The 19,837-nt window shown below is 58.5% G+C and carries 13 protein-coding genes; 6 read left to right on the forward strand and 7 right to left on the reverse strand.

Annotation, left to right across the window (positions count from 1 at the left end; genetic code table 11):
• Nucleotides 1-33 precede the first annotated feature (33 nt).
• The 4 genes from ACUXV1_RS01620 to ACUXV1_RS01635 form a co-directional block, all read right to left on the reverse strand.
• Entirely contained in the window at nucleotides 34-1,200 is a 1,167-nt protein-coding gene (locus ACUXV1_RS01620; protein WP_446014272.1) for a fimbrial protein, read from the reverse strand.
• The gene (locus tag ACUXV1_RS01625; RefSeq protein ID WP_446014271.1) at nucleotides 1,200-3,725 is read right to left on the reverse strand and encodes a fimbria/pilus outer membrane usher protein; all 2,526 of its coding nucleotides are present in this window, start codon (nucleotides 3,723-3,725) and stop codon (nucleotides 1,200-1,202) included. Before ACUXV1_RS01625 ends, ACUXV1_RS01620 begins: the two co-directional genes overlap by 1 nt.
• An 11-nt stretch (nucleotides 3,726-3,736) precedes the next feature.
• Nucleotides 3,737-4,477: a fimbrial biogenesis chaperone gene (locus ACUXV1_RS01630; RefSeq protein ID WP_114152266.1), complete on the reverse strand. Its 741-nt coding sequence runs from the start codon at nucleotides 4,475-4,477 to the stop codon at nucleotides 3,737-3,739.
• Between the two features lie 169 nt (nucleotides 4,478-4,646).
• Nucleotides 4,647-5,162: a fimbrial protein gene (locus tag ACUXV1_RS01635; protein ID WP_446014270.1), complete on the reverse strand. Its 516-nt coding sequence runs from the start codon at nucleotides 5,160-5,162 to the stop codon at nucleotides 4,647-4,649.
• 1,048 nt (nucleotides 5,163-6,210) lie between these two features.
• Here ACUXV1_RS01635 and ACUXV1_RS01640 point away from each other — a divergent pair.
• Together ACUXV1_RS01640 and ACUXV1_RS01645 are read left to right on the forward strand one after the other, a co-directional pair.
• Nucleotides 6,211-7,134, forward strand: coding sequence for a LysR family transcriptional regulator (locus tag ACUXV1_RS01640; RefSeq protein WP_446014269.1), 924 nt, complete (start codon nucleotides 6,211-6,213; stop codon nucleotides 7,132-7,134).
• Between the two features lie 227 nt (nucleotides 7,135-7,361).
• Nucleotides 7,362-7,997, forward strand: a complete 636-nt coding sequence (locus ACUXV1_RS01645) for an alpha/beta fold hydrolase (protein ID WP_208854821.1) — start codon at nucleotides 7,362-7,364, stop codon at nucleotides 7,995-7,997.
• Between the two features lie 90 nt (nucleotides 7,998-8,087).
• Here ACUXV1_RS01645 and ACUXV1_RS01650 read toward each other — a convergent pair whose 3' ends face one another.
• Nucleotides 8,088-11,465 (reverse strand): EAL domain-containing protein, encoded by a 3,378-nt coding sequence (locus tag ACUXV1_RS01650; RefSeq protein ID WP_446014268.1) that lies wholly within the window; start codon nucleotides 11,463-11,465, stop codon nucleotides 8,088-8,090.
• Between the two features lie 310 nt (nucleotides 11,466-11,775).
• On the opposite strand from ACUXV1_RS01650, the gene ACUXV1_RS01655 reads away from it, so the two are divergent.
• Nucleotides 11,776-14,493, forward strand: a complete 2,718-nt coding sequence (locus ACUXV1_RS01655) for an MHYT domain-containing protein (RefSeq protein ID WP_446014267.1) — start codon at nucleotides 11,776-11,778, stop codon at nucleotides 14,491-14,493.
• 48 nt (nucleotides 14,494-14,541) lie between these two features.
• Here the strand turns inward: ACUXV1_RS01655 and ACUXV1_RS01660 are convergent, their stop codons facing one another.
• The gene (locus ACUXV1_RS01660) at nucleotides 14,542-15,450 is read right to left on the reverse strand and encodes a LysR family transcriptional regulator (RefSeq protein ID WP_043631279.1); all 909 of its coding nucleotides are present in this window, start codon (nucleotides 15,448-15,450) and stop codon (nucleotides 14,542-14,544) included.
• A 114-nt stretch (nucleotides 15,451-15,564) separates the two neighbouring features.
• Here ACUXV1_RS01660 and ACUXV1_RS01665 point away from each other — a divergent pair, with 114 nt between their 5' ends.
• The 3 genes from ACUXV1_RS01665 to ACUXV1_RS01675 all read left to right on the forward strand — a co-directional run bounded on the left by ACUXV1_RS01665 (nucleotide 15,565) and on the right by ACUXV1_RS01675 (nucleotide 18,646).
• On the forward strand, nucleotides 15,565-16,506 hold the full coding sequence (locus ACUXV1_RS01665) for a DMT family transporter (RefSeq protein WP_446014266.1): 942 nt from the start codon (nucleotides 15,565-15,567) through the stop codon (nucleotides 16,504-16,506).
• Between the two features lie 160 nt (nucleotides 16,507-16,666).
• On the forward strand, nucleotides 16,667-17,143 hold the full coding sequence (locus ACUXV1_RS01670) for a hypothetical protein (protein ID WP_052370227.1): 477 nt from the start codon (nucleotides 16,667-16,669) through the stop codon (nucleotides 17,141-17,143).
• An 81-nt stretch (nucleotides 17,144-17,224) separates the two neighbouring features.
• Entirely contained in the window at nucleotides 17,225-18,646 is a 1,422-nt protein-coding gene (locus ACUXV1_RS01675; RefSeq protein ID WP_446014265.1) for a Dyp-type peroxidase, read from the forward strand.
• On the opposite strand, the gene ACUXV1_RS01680 is transcribed toward ACUXV1_RS01675, so the two are convergent.
• Nucleotides 18,619-19,752 carry an SGNH/GDSL hydrolase family protein gene (locus ACUXV1_RS01680; protein WP_446014264.1) on the reverse strand — a complete coding sequence of 378 codons (1,134 nt, stop codon included), beginning with the start codon at nucleotides 19,750-19,752 and terminating at the stop codon, nucleotides 18,619-18,621. The two genes, ACUXV1_RS01675 and ACUXV1_RS01680, sit on opposite strands and share 28 nt — an antisense overlap.
• Nucleotides 19,753-19,837 lie beyond the last annotated feature (85 nt).

Genomic DNA, 19,837 nt, shown 5'->3' on the forward strand with positions numbered 1-19,837 from the left:
CCGGTGAAAGGCCTGCCAAATCATCGTTCACGCCTACCGATAGTTAATCAGAAAAGTTGCCGTAGCATTGATCTGCCCCGGTGTCACCACCGGTTTGGTCTGACGCATGCGCGCATGAAAAGACAGCACGGTCTGCTTGGCATTCGACCTGATACCGGTATCCAGCCAGTTCGTGGTCAAATCATTCGCACGCAACAGCGCCTGTCTAGTATTGGCATCACTTTGCAACAGCTCCACAGCCACGCCGCTGGCGTTCCCTGCACCCGCTAAATTACCGATCAGATCTAGACTGGAGGAGTCGGCATAGTCGGTTGAGAAACCATAGTACACCCGGCCCGTGGTTGGCATTGACGGGCAATTGATGCTCACCGTAAACGGCACGCTGGGCATGACCGTATTCACCCCGGTGAAACGCTTCAGCGGGTATGACCCCAGATCCAGAACAGGTCGAGAAATGGAGACAGGATCGCATGGCGCGATCACAGAGCGTGTCGCGGACAAACGAAACAGCCCCAACAGCTGGCTGCCAGTAGAAGTGGCCCCCCAATTGGTATGCTGCATTCGCATGCTGACACGATCGTAACCACCAAAATTGGCGGCGCTACCTGTATTCGCGTTCTTTTCCAGTTCCACTGTCACCACCATCGGCGTCAACGCTTTCAGCTTGTTGATGGTGACACTGTAAGTTCCTGGCGCCCCCACCGTGTTAGGGGCGCTGGGATTCAACGCTTCTCCCTGATCCCCCACTGTCACCGCATTGGGAATCAGGATCGTATTGCCGGGACTTTTCACCGACATCCACATTGCGCTATTACTGGTGTCATACCCGTAAACAAAGCGGACATTAACCGCATTGGATAGCGTTTCTATGAATCCCGACGAACCGCGTGGATTCGGAGCTGTCCGATCTGCCATTACCTGCAACTGCAGGTCCCCCGGTTTTCGGCATAGCAAGATCACTTTGTCGCCATCAGTCATGCCGGTGGGAGCGGGCGCCGACCACTGCGCGGTTTGGAAGATACTGTACAGCGGCAAGCTATAAGGGATAGACACGGTGGATGGCATCTGCACCACATTGGTGGTATTGGAACCCTTCCAGGAACACTCCGCGAGGGCCGCGTGACAGCTACTTGAAACCAGCAGCAATAGTGCGCCGGCAAGTTGATATCGGCCTATGCCTTTGTGTTGCGAACTATTCATCAATTCACCTTCTCTGGGGCGCAAATCGCTGAGGCAAGTGCTAATGCCCCACGGTTTTCGGCATGCGCCAAGTCATAATCAAGTACACAGCGCTGAGCGAGTTGCTCACCCCATTTGATCGTCAGCCGGCCATGGTCTGCGCTCGCCCGGAAATACGCGCGACTACCCTGCCCCACCACTCCGATAATCGCACCACCCTCATCTAAAACATCTGAGCCGATGGGCAGCGGGTTGCCCGAGGCCTGTTGAAGTTCCAGCAATACACTGCGACCACTCTGGGTTTCAAACTTAACGTGGACCACCGCGCCTCCCAAGGGGACCGCCATTTTGCTGGTCTGTTTCAGTTCAATCTCACTGCCCATGCCTTCCGGCGACAAGGCAACCTCATTCATCCGAAATGGAGTCAAATAGGGCACGATAGCGAATCCCCTGCTATCCACCTGCACATTGCGCGTATTCAGCACGCCGGCACCCGCGGCACCCGGCGCCTCGACAATGGCGAATGATTCACCCAGTGATTGCCCGAAAGAGAGCCCGCCGCGATGCGCCACCACGCTGCCAGCCGCACCTGCCGAGTACTGCTTATAGCTACCGGACTGAGAGAGTGAGCCCTGTAAATTGACGCTACTGAACTGCTTCTGCGCATTCGCTCCCCAGTTGGACTGTCGACCTTGGCTGTCGTAGCCGGCGTAAGCCCCGAGCGTCACGCTATCGTCTTGCGGCAGGTTGCCATTCAAAGCGGTCTGTAGCGTAAAGTCCCCCCCATTGCTGCTTACGCTGCTGACACTGTTCAGCTTGGAGCCGGACGAATGGTCGAATGGAATCGTCACCCCAACGAATAATTGATTAGCCGCTTGATTGGCATCATTTAATGTTCGCCCAATACTGGCTGTAAAATTGTAGTGTTTATACGAACCCGAGTAGCCAAGCTGGTACTGTGTGCTCCTTCCAGAACCCGCCCACTGGGTTTGCGTGCTGCCTGAAAGGTAAAGCTGTCCGTTGCTACCCAAGGCCTGACTCATAGTGATATCAAAACGATTTTTCTGGCGGGGAAATTGCAAAGCCATATCTCTATTGGCGATAGAATCGTTGGCGTAAGCGAAGTCGCGCAAGGACAAATACCGTTCAGTGGAGTAACGGTATGCCGCCAGGGAAAAACTGGTGTCCGTCGCCGTGAGACGATAGCTGTGACTCAATTTAAAACTCATGCCACTGTAGGCTTCGCCATTCCATAACCGCGCTTGTGAACTAGTCACATCAGCCGAAATCGCCCCCAGAAAGGTATTCCAGCCCACCCCAAGCAAACCGGAGGCATAATTTTGGGCTAGTTGACCTGCCCCATAAGCGGTGACAAAGCTGTTCACTCCAACGCTATATGACAACTGAGCGAAATAGGGTTGGCTCCGTATGGAAGGGTCGCGCAACTGGCCTGCTGTCAGGCTGTAGCGACTCACCCCCTCACGCAACATATCTGGAACCGCTGAATATGGAATGGAGTAGACGCGCACCTTGCCGTCCGCCTCAGTGATTTCCACTTGCAAATCCCCGCCGTAACCAGTCGGGTACAAATCATCAAACTCAAACGGCCCAGGCGGCACCGAGGTCTCGAAGAGAAGATAGCTGCCCTGGCGAACAGCCACTTTCGCCTGGGTCATCGCAACTCCTCTCACCACCGGCGCGTAGCCCCGCTCCGAATCCGGCACCATGCGCTCGTCTCGGCTCAACTCCACGCCAGTAAACCCCACAGCATCAAAATATCGGCCGCTGGTGAAGGCTTGCCCAACAACATAGCGGCTCTGCCAATTTGGCAAACTACCTTGCAGATACGAGCGCACACTCTGCCAACGATGGTCGCCGTTCGAACGTCCCGTATAGCTCGCCTCAGAACGAAACTGCACTCCCGCCAGATTGATGCCACCGGTCAGATTAAGATAATCACTGCGTGAGCTGCCGCCACCTTGCAGTTCGGAATAGTAGGTATTCGCGCGGTAGTTGGCGAAGGCGACATTCAGACCAGTATCCCATTGCGACGGGTCCACATAGCCACGGCTCCGCCTGGACAGCGCCATCTGTGGCAAGCTAAGGTTAAGCCTTTGCTGCGCGCTGTCATATTCGCTGCTAGCGTCAGGCCACAGCGAATTAATGGCTACACAGTCATCGGCTTTGCTGAACAGAGCCTTTTGATCCGCGTTGAATTTTTCTACCGCCACACCCAATGCCTGCAAAGTGCTTTGCGAAAAACAGGGATAGGCATTGCTCTGTCCAGGCTGCTTGACGAAAAGAATATCTCGAGTCTGCATGCCGACGTTGTTTACATAGAGTTCAACACGATGCAGGCCCGGTTCAATCGGTGTTTCCGTGGCGAACCGGCTGACGTCCACTTTATCGCTGCCAAACAGGAAAACATCATTAAATATGACGGCCTCTTGTTTATTTTCAGCCTGAGGCGGGGAATTCCGCGCGGAGGCATCACCACAAGCGAACACAATAAGACAGGCGGATATTTTACGGTGAGCAGGCTTCATCTTCCGGTCTTTCAATTCTTATTTTTATCCTGCAGCGTAAATATACTGAAAGCGTTCGCCCCAATATCGTTTATCAGGTTAAATTCCACTTTCTCCATATCCACGTTTCCAGGCACCTGCGAGGTGAAACGAAAGATACGAGTTTCTCCTGGACCCAACATATTGGTTTCCAAGCTGTGCCGCTTGCCCTTTGCCTGAACACTCGCATTCGCAAAAGACGCATAAAAGCCAGTAGGGTTAAGCACCTCCAAGGCGGTAGCCCCATTTTCTTTGACCAGCCGCCACTTCAGCTTGCCGCCCAAATCTTTAGGCCCTTCGGCCAAGGCTATTGGACGAAAGAATACTTTCACGCGACTGCGCAATGCCAGTTGCAAGGTATTCTGTCCATTATCAATTTTTGGCTTGGGAGGTATTTCCAAAACATTCAAATAGAAAACCGATTCACGATCTTCCGGCAAGGCCTCTCCCGTATATTGCATACGTAAAACTTGCCCCTGCCGTGCAGACATGCGAAATACCGGCGGCGTAAGAATGAATGGCACCTTCTGCTCCGCAACTGCCTTTTCCACCCCATCATCCAGCCAAGCCTGAATCAATAAAGGGCTGTCGCTTTCATTGCTCAAGCGGACTAGTTGCTCCCGCTTTCCCGCATCATAAATGACACGGGTGCCATACAGCATGACGGCTGCCGTGGCAGAATTTGCGTGCAGAAAAAGCAGAATCAACCAGACGGCACCACTAAGAACTTTCATTTTCAAACCTCTCCGGACCTCACAAGCGCATTCCGCGCATACCTATTCCTTCCAACACAGATGTGTGGCGATCAATACCAATGTCAGCGAAAAGGCTGCCCAGCCTAATAGCGCGTGATGGCAGCCTCGGCTTGCGCCGTGAAGCATCCGTTTAGATCATGGAAGCGCCTTATTCATACGCCAAGGTATAAGTCGCCGCAGCATTGGCAGTGCCCACCGAGGCCACTCCGGTGGCAACGTACCACGCGCTATAGCGCAGGGTGGCGCTGCCGCCGATGATGTCCTGATAAGAAGAGGTTGGCGGCGCTTGGCCAAACTTGTTCTCCGCGTCAGCCATATCGTAGATGGCGATCTGTACGTTCTTCGCCTGATTAGCATCAGCGGTTAGCCCTAGTCTGCCCGTGCTCAAATCCGCGGTTCCTGATTCAAACTTGGCGGCAACCTTAGCCACGCCTTCCGTACACCCCGTCAGCGCAATCTCAAACCGTGTCTGGCCTGCACGCGCGCCCGGAGTTGCCAGCGCACTGGCAGGTACGTCGCCCATGTCGATAGTCAGATCAGGAGAGTTAATCACGCAGGTATTGGCTGTCACATTGCCGGTAAAGCTCATGTTCCCATCCGCGGCCAAGGCCAGACCGGGAACCATTGCGCCAGAAATCAATGCGCGAGCTACTGCCTTTTTCATATCGTTACCTTAAAAGTGTTGAACTCAATGCCAACCTGAACTCAGGAGGCAACAGACCAGACGCAATCGCTACCGGTTCTGCATAGGCGGATACTATCCAGACCCTTACTTTGGCCACATAGGATTAATCCTAAAAACAGCCCATGCCACAGAGCCCGTTTGGGGCTGTCTTCGCCCCGGATATTCGCTCTGCGCTTGGTTTTCATAGGGTTTTTCCCATCAATTCCAATGGTATATACGGAGACTGCTTCTCTACACGAGAGGTGCACGAACCACTGGAAGTCGCTGGCTGTTGACGCCACTTGGCCGTGGCGCTGGATTTGTTCGCTCGTCGGGTGACGAGCAGGGAGAGGGGTGGTCGGATACAGACTTCATCCACGCGCTTGAGCATGCGCATAGATAGCTTGGCGGTCCCAAGCCCGTGTTGCTTCATTTCGACCAAGGCGGCCAATACGGCAGCAAGAAACTCGACCAGCTATTTTGGCGTTATCAGATGAACCAGAGACCACCGCGCAATGGGATAACGACGACTATTTGATGAGCGGATACAACTAGCGACGGCCCCTCCGTCGCAATGCCGGTTTGCCGCCGGCAGTCTAATCACCACCGGGATCTCGCTACAGCTCTTTTGCACCTAGATAACCGCCGCGCCTAACTTATAAGCCACAGAACCGGCTTCTTCAGTAAATTGGCTATTGCGAGGAGAACGACTGATATGGTCCGATAGCATTCCACCATACCGCCATGTCATGACCTTCTTCCTTGACCGATTTGCACGCCTAGACTGCTCCGTTGATAACGGATGAAGCGACCACTCAAATAGCTAGCCTGCGGAGGGCTTGATCGGCCGCGTGGAAGCACCGAAGAGAAAGAGCACGACCTAGAGCCGGAGTCGGGCGCGCGCGGGACGCTGCGGGCGGCTCTCCTGCCTGCGCCCGATAAGCATTGCCCCCAGATACCACGCTGTCTTTATTGCGTACGGTGACCATCCCGAAAGGACGGTACGAAAGCTCCGTACATCGAATTATGAACAAAGGGTCCAAACAGCATGAAGCTCCTCGATCTGACGCGTTTCGATCTCAACCTTCTGGTTGTCCTTGAGGCGCTGTGGGCCGAAAGGCACGTCGGCCGTGCTGCCGCAAGGTTGCATTTGTCTCAATCTGCAACCAGTCACGCCTTATCGAGGTTGCGTACTGCCTTTGATGATCCGCTTTTCACTCGTAACCCACGTGGGATCGTGCCGACGCCTCTGACTATAGAGCTAATGCCAAGAGTGGCGGCGGCACTCGAGTCGGTCAGGCTCGTTGCCAGCCCACGCGGCCCGTTCGACCCAGGCCGTTTGCAAGCGACGCTCTCCGTAGCGGCTACCGATCATGCCATCTTGACCGTCATCGCCCCTGTTCTCGCCATGATCCAGACCGCGGCGCCGGACGTCGTACTGAAGCTCAGGCCGGCCGATCGCGAATCTGCCTTGCGCATGTTGGACGCCGGTGAACTCGATATCGTACTGGGGTCGGGCTCTTTTGCTCAGATCCCGCAGCGCTTTGATTGCCAGCTTGTTCATAAGGAGCGTTTTATCGGCATCGCACGCAAGGGTCATCCCGCTCTGATCAAGCGAGGCAAGACGCTGCACATGGATCTGGATGACTTCGCTCGCTTGCCTCACCTTCTGGTCTCGCCGCGCGGTGATACACGGGGCGCTGTCGACGATGCTTTGGAGCGTCTCGGTCGTACCCGCAAGGTAAGCACCGTCTGCACGAGCTTTCTGGCTGTTCCGTTCATGGTAGGCGCTTCGGAATCGATTGCCGTTGTTGCCGAGCGGGTCGCAATACGGATGCAGGAGACCGCCCAGCTTAGCCTTTTTGAGCTGCCCTTGGCGCTACCAACTTGGGAGGTGCTCGTTATTCGAGCCCGCGGGCGAGCCAACGAGCCCTCCATTGAGTGGATTACAAACATGATGATCGCCGGCTAAGCATCGGCGGGGGCTTGCTGCGGCCGGTGCCGCGCCATGAATCTCGTGCATCGACATGATGCGTAGATGCCATTGGATCGAATGCCGTAGTCCTCCTAGAGTTGGGTCGTCGTTTATTCAACTCGCCAGAACACCCCATGAAAACTGAGCCCACCTTGGTCATGATCCCTTGCTTCGCAGGGGCCCCGTGGCAGCTTAACCAACTGACCTGCTTGCGGGGTCGCGCCATGCGCACCCTGCGCTTGCCGGACGATGTCTACGAACTGGAAACATTGGCCGATTTCATTATTGACCAGGTGAAGGACTTGGAGAGCTATGTCTTAGTTGGCGACTCCTACGGCGCAGTCTCCTCAATCGCGGTGGCGACGCAACAGCCGAAGGGCCTTAAGGGTCTGGTGATCTCTGGCGGTTTTGCAAAGAGTCCGATCACGTCGCCCTTGCTCAAGACGCTGGCAGCGCTTGCTCCATTCTTCCCCGGACCGTTTTACCGACTGATAACCCTTCGGGTTCACGCAGCGCAGCTGGCTTCATCGTTTGACAAGGAGGGGGAGATTCCCTGGTCTACCGGGAAGACTCGCGCCTTCTTTGCCAAGGAAACGCCCCACAAAGCCTACGTCAATCGCATACGCTCAATCGAAAAGGCGGACTATACGGCACGGCTGAAGAAGATCAAGGTCCCCACGCTGATCCTGACGCCCGGGGAAGACAAGCTGATCGGCGAAGAGGCCGCGAAGATCCTCCTCAACGGCATAAAGGGCTCGCAGGAAGTCATCATGCCGCACACCGGCCACATGTTCAGGTTCTCGCATCCTGGCGCCTACTCTCTCGAGATCAGGAAATTTCTGGAACGGGCTTCGCTTTAAAGCGTATGTGCATCCCGCGTTCCTAGGACTCAGTTCTGGTATGGATGATGGACTCGAAGCGCCGGGCTCCAAACGGGAAGCCTTCCAACACTATGGCGCCTGGAAAGAGCGTATCCAGGCGGCAAACGCCTCCGCCGGCATTGGCGAGGCGATGAAGAACCCCTGCGCATAATCACAGCCCATTTCGCGCAGGCTCTGCCAATCCGCAGCGGATTCCACGCCCTCCGCTACCACCAGCCGCCCCAGATCGTGCACAAGTTCGATGGTGGATTTCACGATCATGGCTGAGTCTTTGTCCTGGGACATGTTCATCACAAAGGACTGATCAATCTTGATGTAGTCCACCGGCAATTTTTGTAAATAGCTTAACGACGAGTAACCTGTGCCAAAATCGTCCACATACAGTGCGGCGCCGGCGCATCGCAGCTCTTGCAGCAAGGCCAGCGCCAACTCCGGATCCAGCATCATGGAGCTTTCCGTGATTTCCAGCTCCAACAAACCGGTGCGAATCGAACGCTGCTCCTGCCAAAGTCGCAGCTTGTCCGGCAAGGTGTCATCCTGCAGATTGCGCACCGATAGGTTCACCGCAATGGGCAGCATTAGCTGCTGCCGCTGCCAAACTTGGAGCAAATCCAGCGCCGCGGTCACGACCCACTCGGTCAACGGGTGGATTAAGCCGGATCGTTCGGCGATATCGATGAAGGCGCTGGGCGCCAACAAGCCGTGCCGCGGATGCTGCCAGCGCACCAGCGCCTCGGCGCCACAGACCTGGCCGTCGGCCAGGCTGACCTTGGGCTGCAGATAGAGTCGCAGTTCGCCCTGCGCTATGGCGTGGCGTAGCTCTCTGGCCAACACCAGCCGCTCGGCTTGCGTCTCGGCCTTGCCCGGTTCGTACAAGTAATAAGCCACGCCTCGCTGCTTGGCCTGCTGTGTCGCCTTATCCAGGTGGCGCAGCAAATCGTGTACATTCCTCCCATGTTGAGGGAACAGCACCATTCCCACTCTTACGGCAACATCCAGCGTCAGCCCCGCCACTTCAAAAGCGGTAGTCATCGCCCAGTTGACCGCAGTGACCAGCACCAGTGCCTCCTGTCCATCCGCGCCGGGAAGCAATACCGCAAATTCGTCGCCTCGCACGCGCGCGGCCAACGCGGCAGCCGGCAGGCAGGCCGTCAGGCAGGCCGTCAGGCGCGCGCCGAACTCACGCAAGATTTGATCTCCCTGAGCAAAACCAAGCACCTCATTGATTTCTCCCAGACGTTCGATATTGAATTGCAGCACGGCCAGCGTGCGGTCCTCCTGGCTTGCGTGCACAAGCTCCAACGTCAGCGCCTCTTCAAACTGCAGCATATTGGGCAAGCCCGTCAGTTGATCATGGCGCAGCATTTGCTGCATGGCGATGCGGGCCTGCTCTCGTTCCCTCTGCGCCCGCAAGGAGCCGATGCCGAATGCCAGGTCGGCACTGGCCTCGATCAGCAAGTCGATCTCGTCGTCGTCAAAGGTATCCGCCTGCCTGTCGTAAATGGTCAATGCGCCGATAACGCGGCCATCCACCTGCAACGGGCAAGCCAAGCCGGATGCCGCCCCATGCAGCAAGGCCCGCAGCGCCTCATACCGGCTATCGCTTTGCATGTCGCGCGCCAGTTGAACCTTACCGGTGCGCACCGCAGTGGGCGTGATGCTGATGCCGCCAGCGGCGTCCGCCCTGCCCAGAACGATGCCCGCCAGCTCAGTCAGCTCGCCGGCAAAACCGCATTGAGCCATCGGCTGTATGCCTTGCGCATCCGCGTCGCCATACCAGATCACCGCCGTGCTATAACCGCCGGCCTCAACGATGGCCCTGCAACTGCTATCCAGCAATTGCTGCTCATCCTTGGCCCTCAACATGGCGCGATTCCCCGCGCTCAGGGTGCGCAGGGCGCGGGAGACATGCTCTAGCTCATGCACTTGCCGCGATAGCTCGCTGTTCAGCTGCTGGATATGTTCCTCTGCTACCTTGCGCTCGGTCACATCGATACCCAGCACATAATAACCAACGACCTCCTCCCGCTCGTTGCGCTTGGGCACATAGCGGATGTTCTGCCAAATCCCTGGAAAAGGCTGCCAATCATAGTTAAGCGGCTCACCGGCCAGCACTTTGTCAATGCATGGACAGGCTATGGCATAACGTTCCGCCCCTAGAATCTCGCTTACTGCGTAGCCGGTGATGTCCGCATGCTGGGGGGCAAAGCGCAGCCGATACTGCTCATTGACATACACATAAAGACGATCGACATTGACATAGGCGATCAGCACCGGCACGGCGCTGAGGATGGCGTCCAAATGCGCTTCGCTTTCGCGCAAGCGCAAGGATCGGTCCTGGACCCGCTCGGCAAGCAAGGCATTATGCGCAAGGATGGTCCGCCGGACATCCCGCTCCGCAGTGCAGTCGCGGAATACAACCACCACGCCGTTCACCAGGCCGCTGCTGGCCATAATCGGCGCTACGGTGTAGCTGATCGGACGCTGCTGGCCATCGCGCGCCACCAGTTCCCCATTCCAGGACTCCGGTATGTGCTGGGCCTGCGCCACCATTCTTGTCCCGCATGCGAACAAGTCGATAGACCGTTCGTCTTTATCCCGGCATACGGTTAATACGTGCGACAGCGGCAAGCCGGCAGCCTCGGCGGCAGGCCAGCCTGTGAGGAATTCGGCTACCCGGTTGCAATGGGTCACCAAGCCACTGGCATTAACGGAGATTACCGCATCTCCAATCGAATGCAGCGTGGCGGCCAGGTTTTCCTCGCTGGAGGCAAGCGCTCTTCGGCTAATGCTGAGGGCCCGCCATTGCCGCCGCACCATGAAATAAGTCCCGCCCAACAACAAAAAGAGCGTGATGCCGCTCAGACTGTTCCACCATATTTGCCACTGCTGTGAATGCTCGTAATCAACCAGCCGCCCCTCTAGCACGCGGTGCTCTTCATTGTCCATTTCGTCCAGTAAGCTATATACCTGCATGCGGGTGGAGCGTAGCGGCGCGCTCGTAGCGTAGGCGTTGGCGGCGGTTCCACCGTACTGACGGTACAAACGCTCCACCTCACGAGAGATCGCCACCCGCTGAGTGACAACCCTGCGCAGCGCCATCCACCGATCAAGCTGCCTGGGGTTGTCGCCGATTAGGGTGCGAATCTGCGTCAGCAACCGTTCGCGCGCCTCAATTGCCCTATCGCGCTCTTTTAGATTGGACTCATCACCTGTCAGGCGAAAATTCTGGGTGCTGATTTCCGCATGCACGGTAAAGCCGCGGATGTGCGCCAGCTTGTCCGCGACCATCACGCTGTTCGTCAGCCAGTGCGCTGCTTGCTTAGCGCTATCCACAACCTTCCAGATAGAAAACGATAACGCGGCTACAAACAACATGGAGACGGTAATGGCTACCCGCAGCTTGGCTTCAAATCGGTCTGGCAAGATATCCACTCCGGCATGCATACCTCTATCGATATCTTCTATAGATAGTAAAGTTCACCCCGCTAAAACAAGACTCCGGGTAGAGGTTTTGGACGGCTCAGGCTCCCGTGGGCACCCCGGGTATCAGCCTTGGAGACATTCACTCTCCACGGGCAAAATCTAGTCGCTGTAGTTGCCAAAGCAGCGCTAGATTCCCGCATTGCGCGGGGTGGCGGATGGAATAACCTTCCTGCACAACGCCGGTGCGACAATGCCTGCATTGTCTATACCGGAGAAAAGCCCCTGCGGCTCATTGGCACAGCGTGAAGAAGCTATTGAAAATGGGGAGGTCATGCTCAGCTCGTTTTTCATTGACGCTTACCAGTCCTATTTGTTTTTGCCAACCAGATACAACTTGTGGCTGGTGGCGCTCTCCTTACTGGTGGCCATATTTACCTCCTGCTTGGCGCTGCAGATAGCCGGCCTGGCTCGCGAAGCCAGCGAGCGCTGGCTGCGCTGGGTCGCTCTGGCCACCGGCTCTTGCGCGATGGGCGGCGGCATATGGGCCATGCATTTTGTCGGCATGCTGGCCTTCAGCGTTTGCAGCACAATCCAGTACGCGCTGCTTCCCACTCTCTTGTCCATGCTGCCCGCCGTCGCCGCCTCGCTCATTGCCCTGCACTTGCTGTCTCAGCCCAAAATCAACGGAAAACAGCTGTTGATCAGCGGAGTGCTGGTGGGAAGCGGCATCGGCACCATGCACTACTCCGGCATGGCGGCCATACGCATGACGCCGCTGCTGCGTTACGATCCCTTCTGGTTCGCCGTTTCCATCTTGCTCGCCGTGCTACTAAGCACCTTGTCGCTATGGATACGTTTTGGCCTGGACAATAAGAAAATCGGCAAGGGAGGGATGACGCTGCTCAGCGGCGGGGTCATGGGGGGCGCCATTGCGGGCATGCATTATTTCGGCATGGAGGCGGCCCGCTTCATCGGCACGCGGGACCCGGCTTTCCGCAGCCCCTTTGAAGACAATGCGGGCTTGGCGGTCGCCATCGCCATCACCGTGCTCATGCTTGGCAATATCGTCTTCGTGTGCAATGTGTTGTTGCGGTACCGCCCCTTGTATCAAAGAACGCTGAGCAACGAACTGAAGCTGCAAGCCACGTTCAACACCTCGCTGGACGGCATCATCACCTTCGACGAGAAAGGCGGCATCTTGAGCGCCAACCCCGCAGTGGAGCGGCTGTTTGGCTGGAAGGTGGAAGAGTTGCTGGGCAAAAACATCAATTTGTTGATGCCGGAGCCGTACCACTCCAAACATGATCGCTTTCTTGCCGATTACATGGAAACCCAAATCGCGAAATTGATTGGCCAGGAACGCGAGGAGATGGCGCTCAAAAAGGACGGCAGCCAGTTCCCCATCCGCTTATCGATAGGCAAGGTATTGCTGCCCGAGCAGGTGATTTACGTCGGCTTCATCAGCGACATCAGCGCGCGTCACCGCATCCAGCAGGAGCTGGAAGAACGTGAAAGTCAGTTTCGCACCTTGATCGACAACATCCCCGGCGTCGCCTTTCGCAGCCACTTCCAGGAGCCGTGGAAAACCATATTCATCAACGAGAACATAGAAAAACTATGCGGCTGGCCAGCAAAATCCTTCTTGGACGGCCGCATTCAGTTACTGGACATCGTTCACCCGGATGACAAGGAAAGGGTGCGCGAAACCATTCGCTACGCTTTGGAGCAGCATCAGCTTTATGTCGTCGAATACCGCCTGCTCGGCCTGAATCAAGAAGAATGCTGGGTATTGGAAAGCGCCCGCGGCGTATACGACGACGACGGCGCGCTGCTGTTGATTGACGGGGTGATACTGGATATTTCGGAGAAAAAAGCGGCGGAGTTCGCTTTGATTGAAGCCAAAAACCGCGCGCTTTCGGCCGTTAAATCCAAAAGCGCCTTCCTGGCCAATATGAGCCATGAAATCAGGACGCCGATGAACGCCATCATCGGTTACACCGATTTATTGCAAGACACGGAGTTGGACGACAAGCAGAAAGGCATGCTCAAAACCGTCAACCACTCCGCCAAAAGCTTGCTGGGCCTGCTCAACGATGTTCTCGACACGGCAAAGCTGGAGCAAAACGCGCTGGAGTTGGAAGAAGCGCCCTTCTCTTTGCGCGAAGTGGCGGAACAGGTGATCGATATTCTGCAACTAAGCGCCAGCAAAAAGGGCATCTCCCTGCAGCTGAAATACCCGGACATTATCCAGCAGACCTTTATCGGCGACGCTTTCCGGGTGCGGCAGATCTTGATGAACCTGGTGGGCAACGCCATCAAGTTCACCGTTCAGGGCGGGGTCTGGCTGACGGTGTTGTCCACGGAAGAGAACGTGGTGGTCATTATCCGGGACAGCGGCATTGGCATGAGCCAGGACACCCTTGCCAAGTTGTTCGAACCCTTTTCCCAAGCGGACGCCTCAACCACCCGCCGCTTTGGCGGCACCGGCCTGGGCACCACCATCGCCTTGCAGTTGACCCAGAAAATGGGCGGCCGGATAGAGGTGCAAAGCGCCCTCAACAAAGGCTCGGTCTTTCAGGTTTACCTTCCCCTGCGCCCGGCGCCGCTTGACGCCTTGCCCTGCCTGGAGCCGCAGGATGCGAAGCCCATGCCCGCCCCTCCGTCTCCCTTGAACATCCTGGTGGCCGATGACGATTTAATCAATTTGGACATCGTCACCATCCTGCTCAAAAAACACGGGCACCGGATCTACACCGCATCCAATGGGAAAGAAGTGATCAACGCGTGGCAGCACCATGATATAGACCTCATTCTGATGGACGTTCAAATGCCGGTGATGGACGGCATCACCGCCTGCAAGTTCATCCGTCAGGTGCACGCCGACAGCGACAAGCGCGCCACGCCCATCATCGCGTTGACGGCCGGGGCGTTTCAGGAGGACCGCGAAGCGGCCATGGCCGCCGGCATGGACGGGTTCATGACCAAGCCCATAGACGTTGTCCGGCTGCAGGATGAAATCGAACGCGTGATGAAGCGCATGGCGGGCTAGCCGCCGGCATTCCGCCGCCACTGCGCGGTCTCCCCGCCTGGCACCGGCTCACAAACCGCCCAGCGAGCCGTCGCGCAGGCTCTTGGCCATGGTTTTGGAAGTATGCAGAAAAGCCGCCACCGCCGGGCTGACGTGCTTCCGGCTGGGCACCGCCAGACCCACCGCGCGCTTGACCTTCGGCGCCAGCGGCTTTTTCACCACTCCGGGACACAACGCCAGCAAGGGCGCTGGCACCGCGAGATCGGCGACGATGGACACACCCGCCCCGTTTTCCACCATTTTGACGATGGTGATGATCTGGGCATAGCGATGCTTGACCATGGGCCGCAAGCCGGCGTTTTCAAACAGTCTCTCAATCAGCGTGGTATTGCCCGCCAAGGTCATGATGAAAGGCATGTCGCACAAATCCGCCAGCTCCACCGCCGGCTGGCCGGCCAGCGGATGGTCTGCCGGAATCAGGGCCACGAACTGGTCCTCCACCAGCGGCAAGGTGTCGAAGCGCTCGTCCGGCAGCACCACGAAGCCCACGTCCACCCGGCGCTCGCTAACCCACTGCGCCACTTCGTCGTCCTCGCCCTCTTCCACGAACACGTCGATTTCCGGATAGGCGGCGCGGAACTGTTCGAGAATGCGCGGCAACAACAACAGCGACGATGTCGTGCCGAAGGAGCCGATGCGCAGCACGCCGCGGTTCAAGCCGCGCGCCGCCGACGCTTCCTGGCGGATCGCCTCGGCCACGCCCAGCAGCTCGCGCACGCGCAACAACAGGCTGTTTCCGGCCTCGGTGGCTTCTATGCCGGCCTGGCCGCGCGTCAGCAGCGTCAGCCCCCATTCCTTCTCCAACTGCTTGATCGCGTGCGATACCGCCGATTGGCTAATGCCCAATTTGTCCGCCGCCGCGGTAAAGCCGCCCAGCTCCGCCACCAGCGCAAAAATTTCCAACTGCGTAAAGGTCATGACCGTCTCGCCCACCCATGAGCAAAAGCTCATTTTTCCATGAATTGAAACAATCAATAGTATATACGCACCCACATAGCATCAGGAGGCCGGACGTCTTGCCCGGCGCCCACCATGACCCACCCAAGCTCTATCGCCATCGCCGCTCAGCCGGCGCGTGGGCACGTCGCTCTCAGACCGGCCCTGACTTTCAAACTGGCGCTGACCGCGCTGTTCTGGGGCGGCACCTTCATCGCCGGCAGAGTGCTGGCGCAGTCCATGCCCTTGATGACCGCCGCCTTCGGCCGCTTCTTGGTGGCCGCTCTGCTGCTGGTACTGGTGGCTTACAGGCTGGAAGGCGGGCTGCCGTGGCTCAATCGCTCTCAGATCGCCGTCACCGCGTTTCTGGGCTTCACCGGCATTTTTCTCTACAACGCCTGTTTCTTCGGCGCGCTGGCGCGCATACCCGCCGGCCGCACCGCCTTGTTCGTCAGCCTCAATCCCATCATGACCGCGCTGGCCGCCAGCCTGATTTTCCGGGAGCGTCTGGGTCTGCGCCGCTGGGCCGGCATCGGCGTGGCCTTGCTTGGCGCCATGGTGGTCATCACCCGCGGCGATCTTGCCGGCACAGTCCACGATTTCAGCCAGTCCTTCGGCGCCGGGGAGGCCCTGATGAGCCTGGCGGTGCTGAGCTGGGCGGCTTACACGCTGGGTTCGCGCAAAGCGATGGAAACCCTGAGCCCGATAGCGGCCACCACCTACGCCACCCTGTGGGGGCTGGCCTTCCTGTCCCTGGGCGCGGCCGGCGAAATCGGCTCCGTTCCGTGGGCTTCCTTTGGATGGCGGATCTGGCTGTCCATGCTCTACTTGGGCGCCATAGGCACCGTGGTGGGTTTCATCTGGTATTACCAGGGCATCCGGGAAATCGGCCCGTCGCGCGCCGCCGTGTTCACTAATCTGGTACCCGCCTTCGGTGTGATCTTGTCCGCGGGGCTGCTGGGGGAACCCATCTTGGCGTCCATGCTGGCGGGCGGCGCGCTGGCGGCGGCGGGCGTGTCCTTGACCAATCGAAAATGAGCGCCCGGCCGCCTCCGTTCGCGTCGGGCGCGGCCACCGGGCAAATCCTTAGTACGAATACCTAAGCCAAGGCATTTGACTTGCAAAACGAATAAAATCACATTGACAGTCAAAGTCGCGCTGCTAGGCTTCAATTCCCAAACCCCTTAGGGAGAAGCCCATGGCCAGCCCGCTCACTCTGTTGATGCCGGTCGTCCCCGGCACCAGCTTGCAAGCCATCGCCGCCACCTTGGCGGAATACCAGCCTAAATTGCATGAGGCGCTGACCTCCATCGGCACAGTCCATTACGCGCGCACCCTGCTGCTGGACCGCTCCGCCGCCAATTTGCAGCCCACCGGCCAAGCCGGCGACAACTACGTCATCGCGGTGATCACCGAATACGACGGCAACTTCGACGCCTACATCAACGACTTCGTCGCTCAGGTGGGCACCGTCTTCGACGCCTTGCTGCAATTCGTGGTGGGCGGCAAAGCGCTGACTCCGGTGGCCAATAATGTGGCGGCCTTCCAGGCCTTCGTCACCAAGAACGACGCCTCCCAGCAACCGCCCAACAATGGCGACGGCACTCAGAACGACAACGGTTTGTACCAGGCCTACCCGTACACCGTGCAGACCATACTCGCCGCGCTCGGATAACCCACCTTCGCCAGGCGCAGGCGGCCCCCGCTTGCGCCGCGCGCGGCCCGGTCCACGCCCGCCCTTGCTGAAAGGCCCGCCATGAACAGCCCCGTTCTCCAATACGACGATATCCAAGGCACGATTTTGCGCGGCTACCGCGTGGACCTGGCACGGCACTTCGTCCTGAGCATTCGCGATCCGGCCGCCGCCGGCCGCTTCATCCGCAAACTCGTGACCGGACAGGACGGCCTGCCGCGCGTCACCACCGCGGAACGCTGGCTGAAAAAACCCGGCTGCTTTCTGAACATCGGCTTCACCTGTCCCGGGCTGGCCGCGCTGGGCGTCGACGCGGAACAGTTGGCCAGCTTCGATCCGGCCTTCCAGTTGGGCGCCACCAGCGCGGCCTCCGCCAGCGCCGTCGGCGACGTGGGCGACAGCGCGCCGGCACAGTGGATAGGAGGCCTGGCCGATGGCGGCCGGGTGCATGTTTTGCTAAGCCTGTGGGTGGCCAAGGACCCGGCGCTGCTGGAAAGCCTCAGCGCGCGCCTGCGCCAGAGCTTCGCCGACGGTTTCAGCGAGCTATCCGCCCACGACGCGCAAGCGCTGCCGGACAACCAGGTGCACTTCGGCTATCGCGACAGCATTGCCCAGCCCACCATCGCCGGCGCGCCGGCGCGCAAACGCCAAGCGCCGGATGATCAGGAGGTCGTCGCCACCGGGGAGTTTCTGCTGGGCTACCTCAACCAAAGCGGCGGCGTGTACTCGGTCAAGCCCGAACAGCTCAGCCGCAACGGCAGCTACGCCGCCTTCCGCATCCTGGAACAGGACGTGGCCGGCTTCGACGCGTTTCTGAACGAGTACGCGGCCAAGGCGGGCATAGACCCCGAGCTGCTGGCGGCCAAGGTCTGCGGACGCTGGCGCAACGGCAACCCGCTGACGCTGCGGCCGGACGAGGCCGGCGCCACCTTGCCCGCCGACCAATTAAACGACTTCAACTACGTCAACAGCCAACCGTCCCAGGACGACACCCTGGGCCTTAAATGCCCGATTGGCTCGCATATCCGCCGAAACAACCCTCGCAACGGCGCGGTGGTGGGCACAGACAGCGCGCATCACCGCATCGTGCGTAGGGCCATGCCTTACGGCCCGGCTTACGACCCGCTCCGCCCCACCCAGGCGGCGCGCGGGCTGATCGGCTACTTCATCAACGCCAGCCTGAGGAATCAGTTCGAATTTCTCAGCAGCCAGTGGAATCTGCTCAGCGACTTCGTCAAATCCGCAACCGAACCGGGCAACCCTGACGCCGGCAACGCGGTGTTCAATATCAGCGGGGAAGATGTGTTCCTAGGCGTCAACAACACTGCGGACAGCAGCTTCACGCTGGCCGCGCCTGGCCGCATGGGCAAGAACAACACCGTGCTGAAGGGCTTCTCGCGGATGGTCACCACTCGCGGCGGCGCATATTGCTTCTTCCCCGGCATCGGCGGCTTGCGCTATTTAGCGGACCTGGCCGCGCCCTGAAGCTTGGCCGGCCTGCCGTATTGCTCGCGGATAAAGTCCGTCATATACGCGGCCAGGATCTGGTGCACCTCCTGGCTGGGGTGCACCTCGTCGTGGAACAGGTGGCGGTGCGAGCTGTCCAGCGGCCGTGTGTCCCCGGCAAAACCGAACACGCGCGGCAGGTCGATATAGCCCTCGTGCTTATTGTGCATTGTGTCGTACTCCACCTGTTCCGCCAGCTCCATCAGGTCATTCAGTTTGGCGCTGATGTCGAAGAAACGGATGGTCACCCCGTCACTTTTGCTGCTTGCCTGTAGCGTGTCCACCGCCTTGCCCAGCAGCCGGTTGTGCTCCTGCGACAATAACTTCAACTTGGCGGCCTCCTCTGGCGGCTGCTTGCGCGCGTTCACGGTTTTCGACAAGTCCGGCGCGCCCACCACCAGAATGTCCTTCACCCCCTTGGCCAGCAGCTTGTCCACTTGCTGCTTATACGTCCGGATCACCTTGCCCACATCGGTCTTGCCGAAGGTCATATAGTCGTTGGAGCCCAACGCCAGCACCGCCATATCGCCCTGCTGGAAGTCATGCTTGTTGATCTGGCGCTCCATATGGGAAATGAACATGAAAACGGGGTTCCACTTGGAGTATTTGCCGGCTACCGCGCCGCCTTCGGCGTAGTTCACCAGCGGTTTGCCCAGGTAGGCCTTGGAGGCCAGGAAGTCCGGCCAGGCGAAGCCATTGGTGAAACGCCCTTCGTAATACTGACGCGATGAGGGCATCACCCCCAGGCTCTTGCTGAGCATGCGGCCTTCGGAATCAGACAGGCTGTCGCCTATCACCACCAGCCGCTGGATATGATCCAGGTGCTTGCCTTCTCCGGCTGCGCTCACCGGCGTCTTGCCCGACACCGCCTTGTTCTGTTCCAGCTGACTCTTCAGCGCCAACGCGAACAAGGCCTTCTTGTCGACACCGCCCGAATCCACCGAATCCACCCGTGACAGCGGGGCGGCATCATGCCGCCATTGCCGCAGCTGCTTGATCAAGTTGGAGGCCTCGGCAAGCCTTAGCTCTTCACGCTGGGCGCAGTTTCTGGGCACTAGCAATTTACCGGGGGGAGCGACTCTCATGGCGTGTGATTTCCTGTGCGTGATTCAGTGACGCACAGAGTGCCAAACATCAATGGCATGATCTTGCGCAAAACGATCATGCCAA

The organism is Chromobacterium sp. W521, from assembly GCF_052805975.1.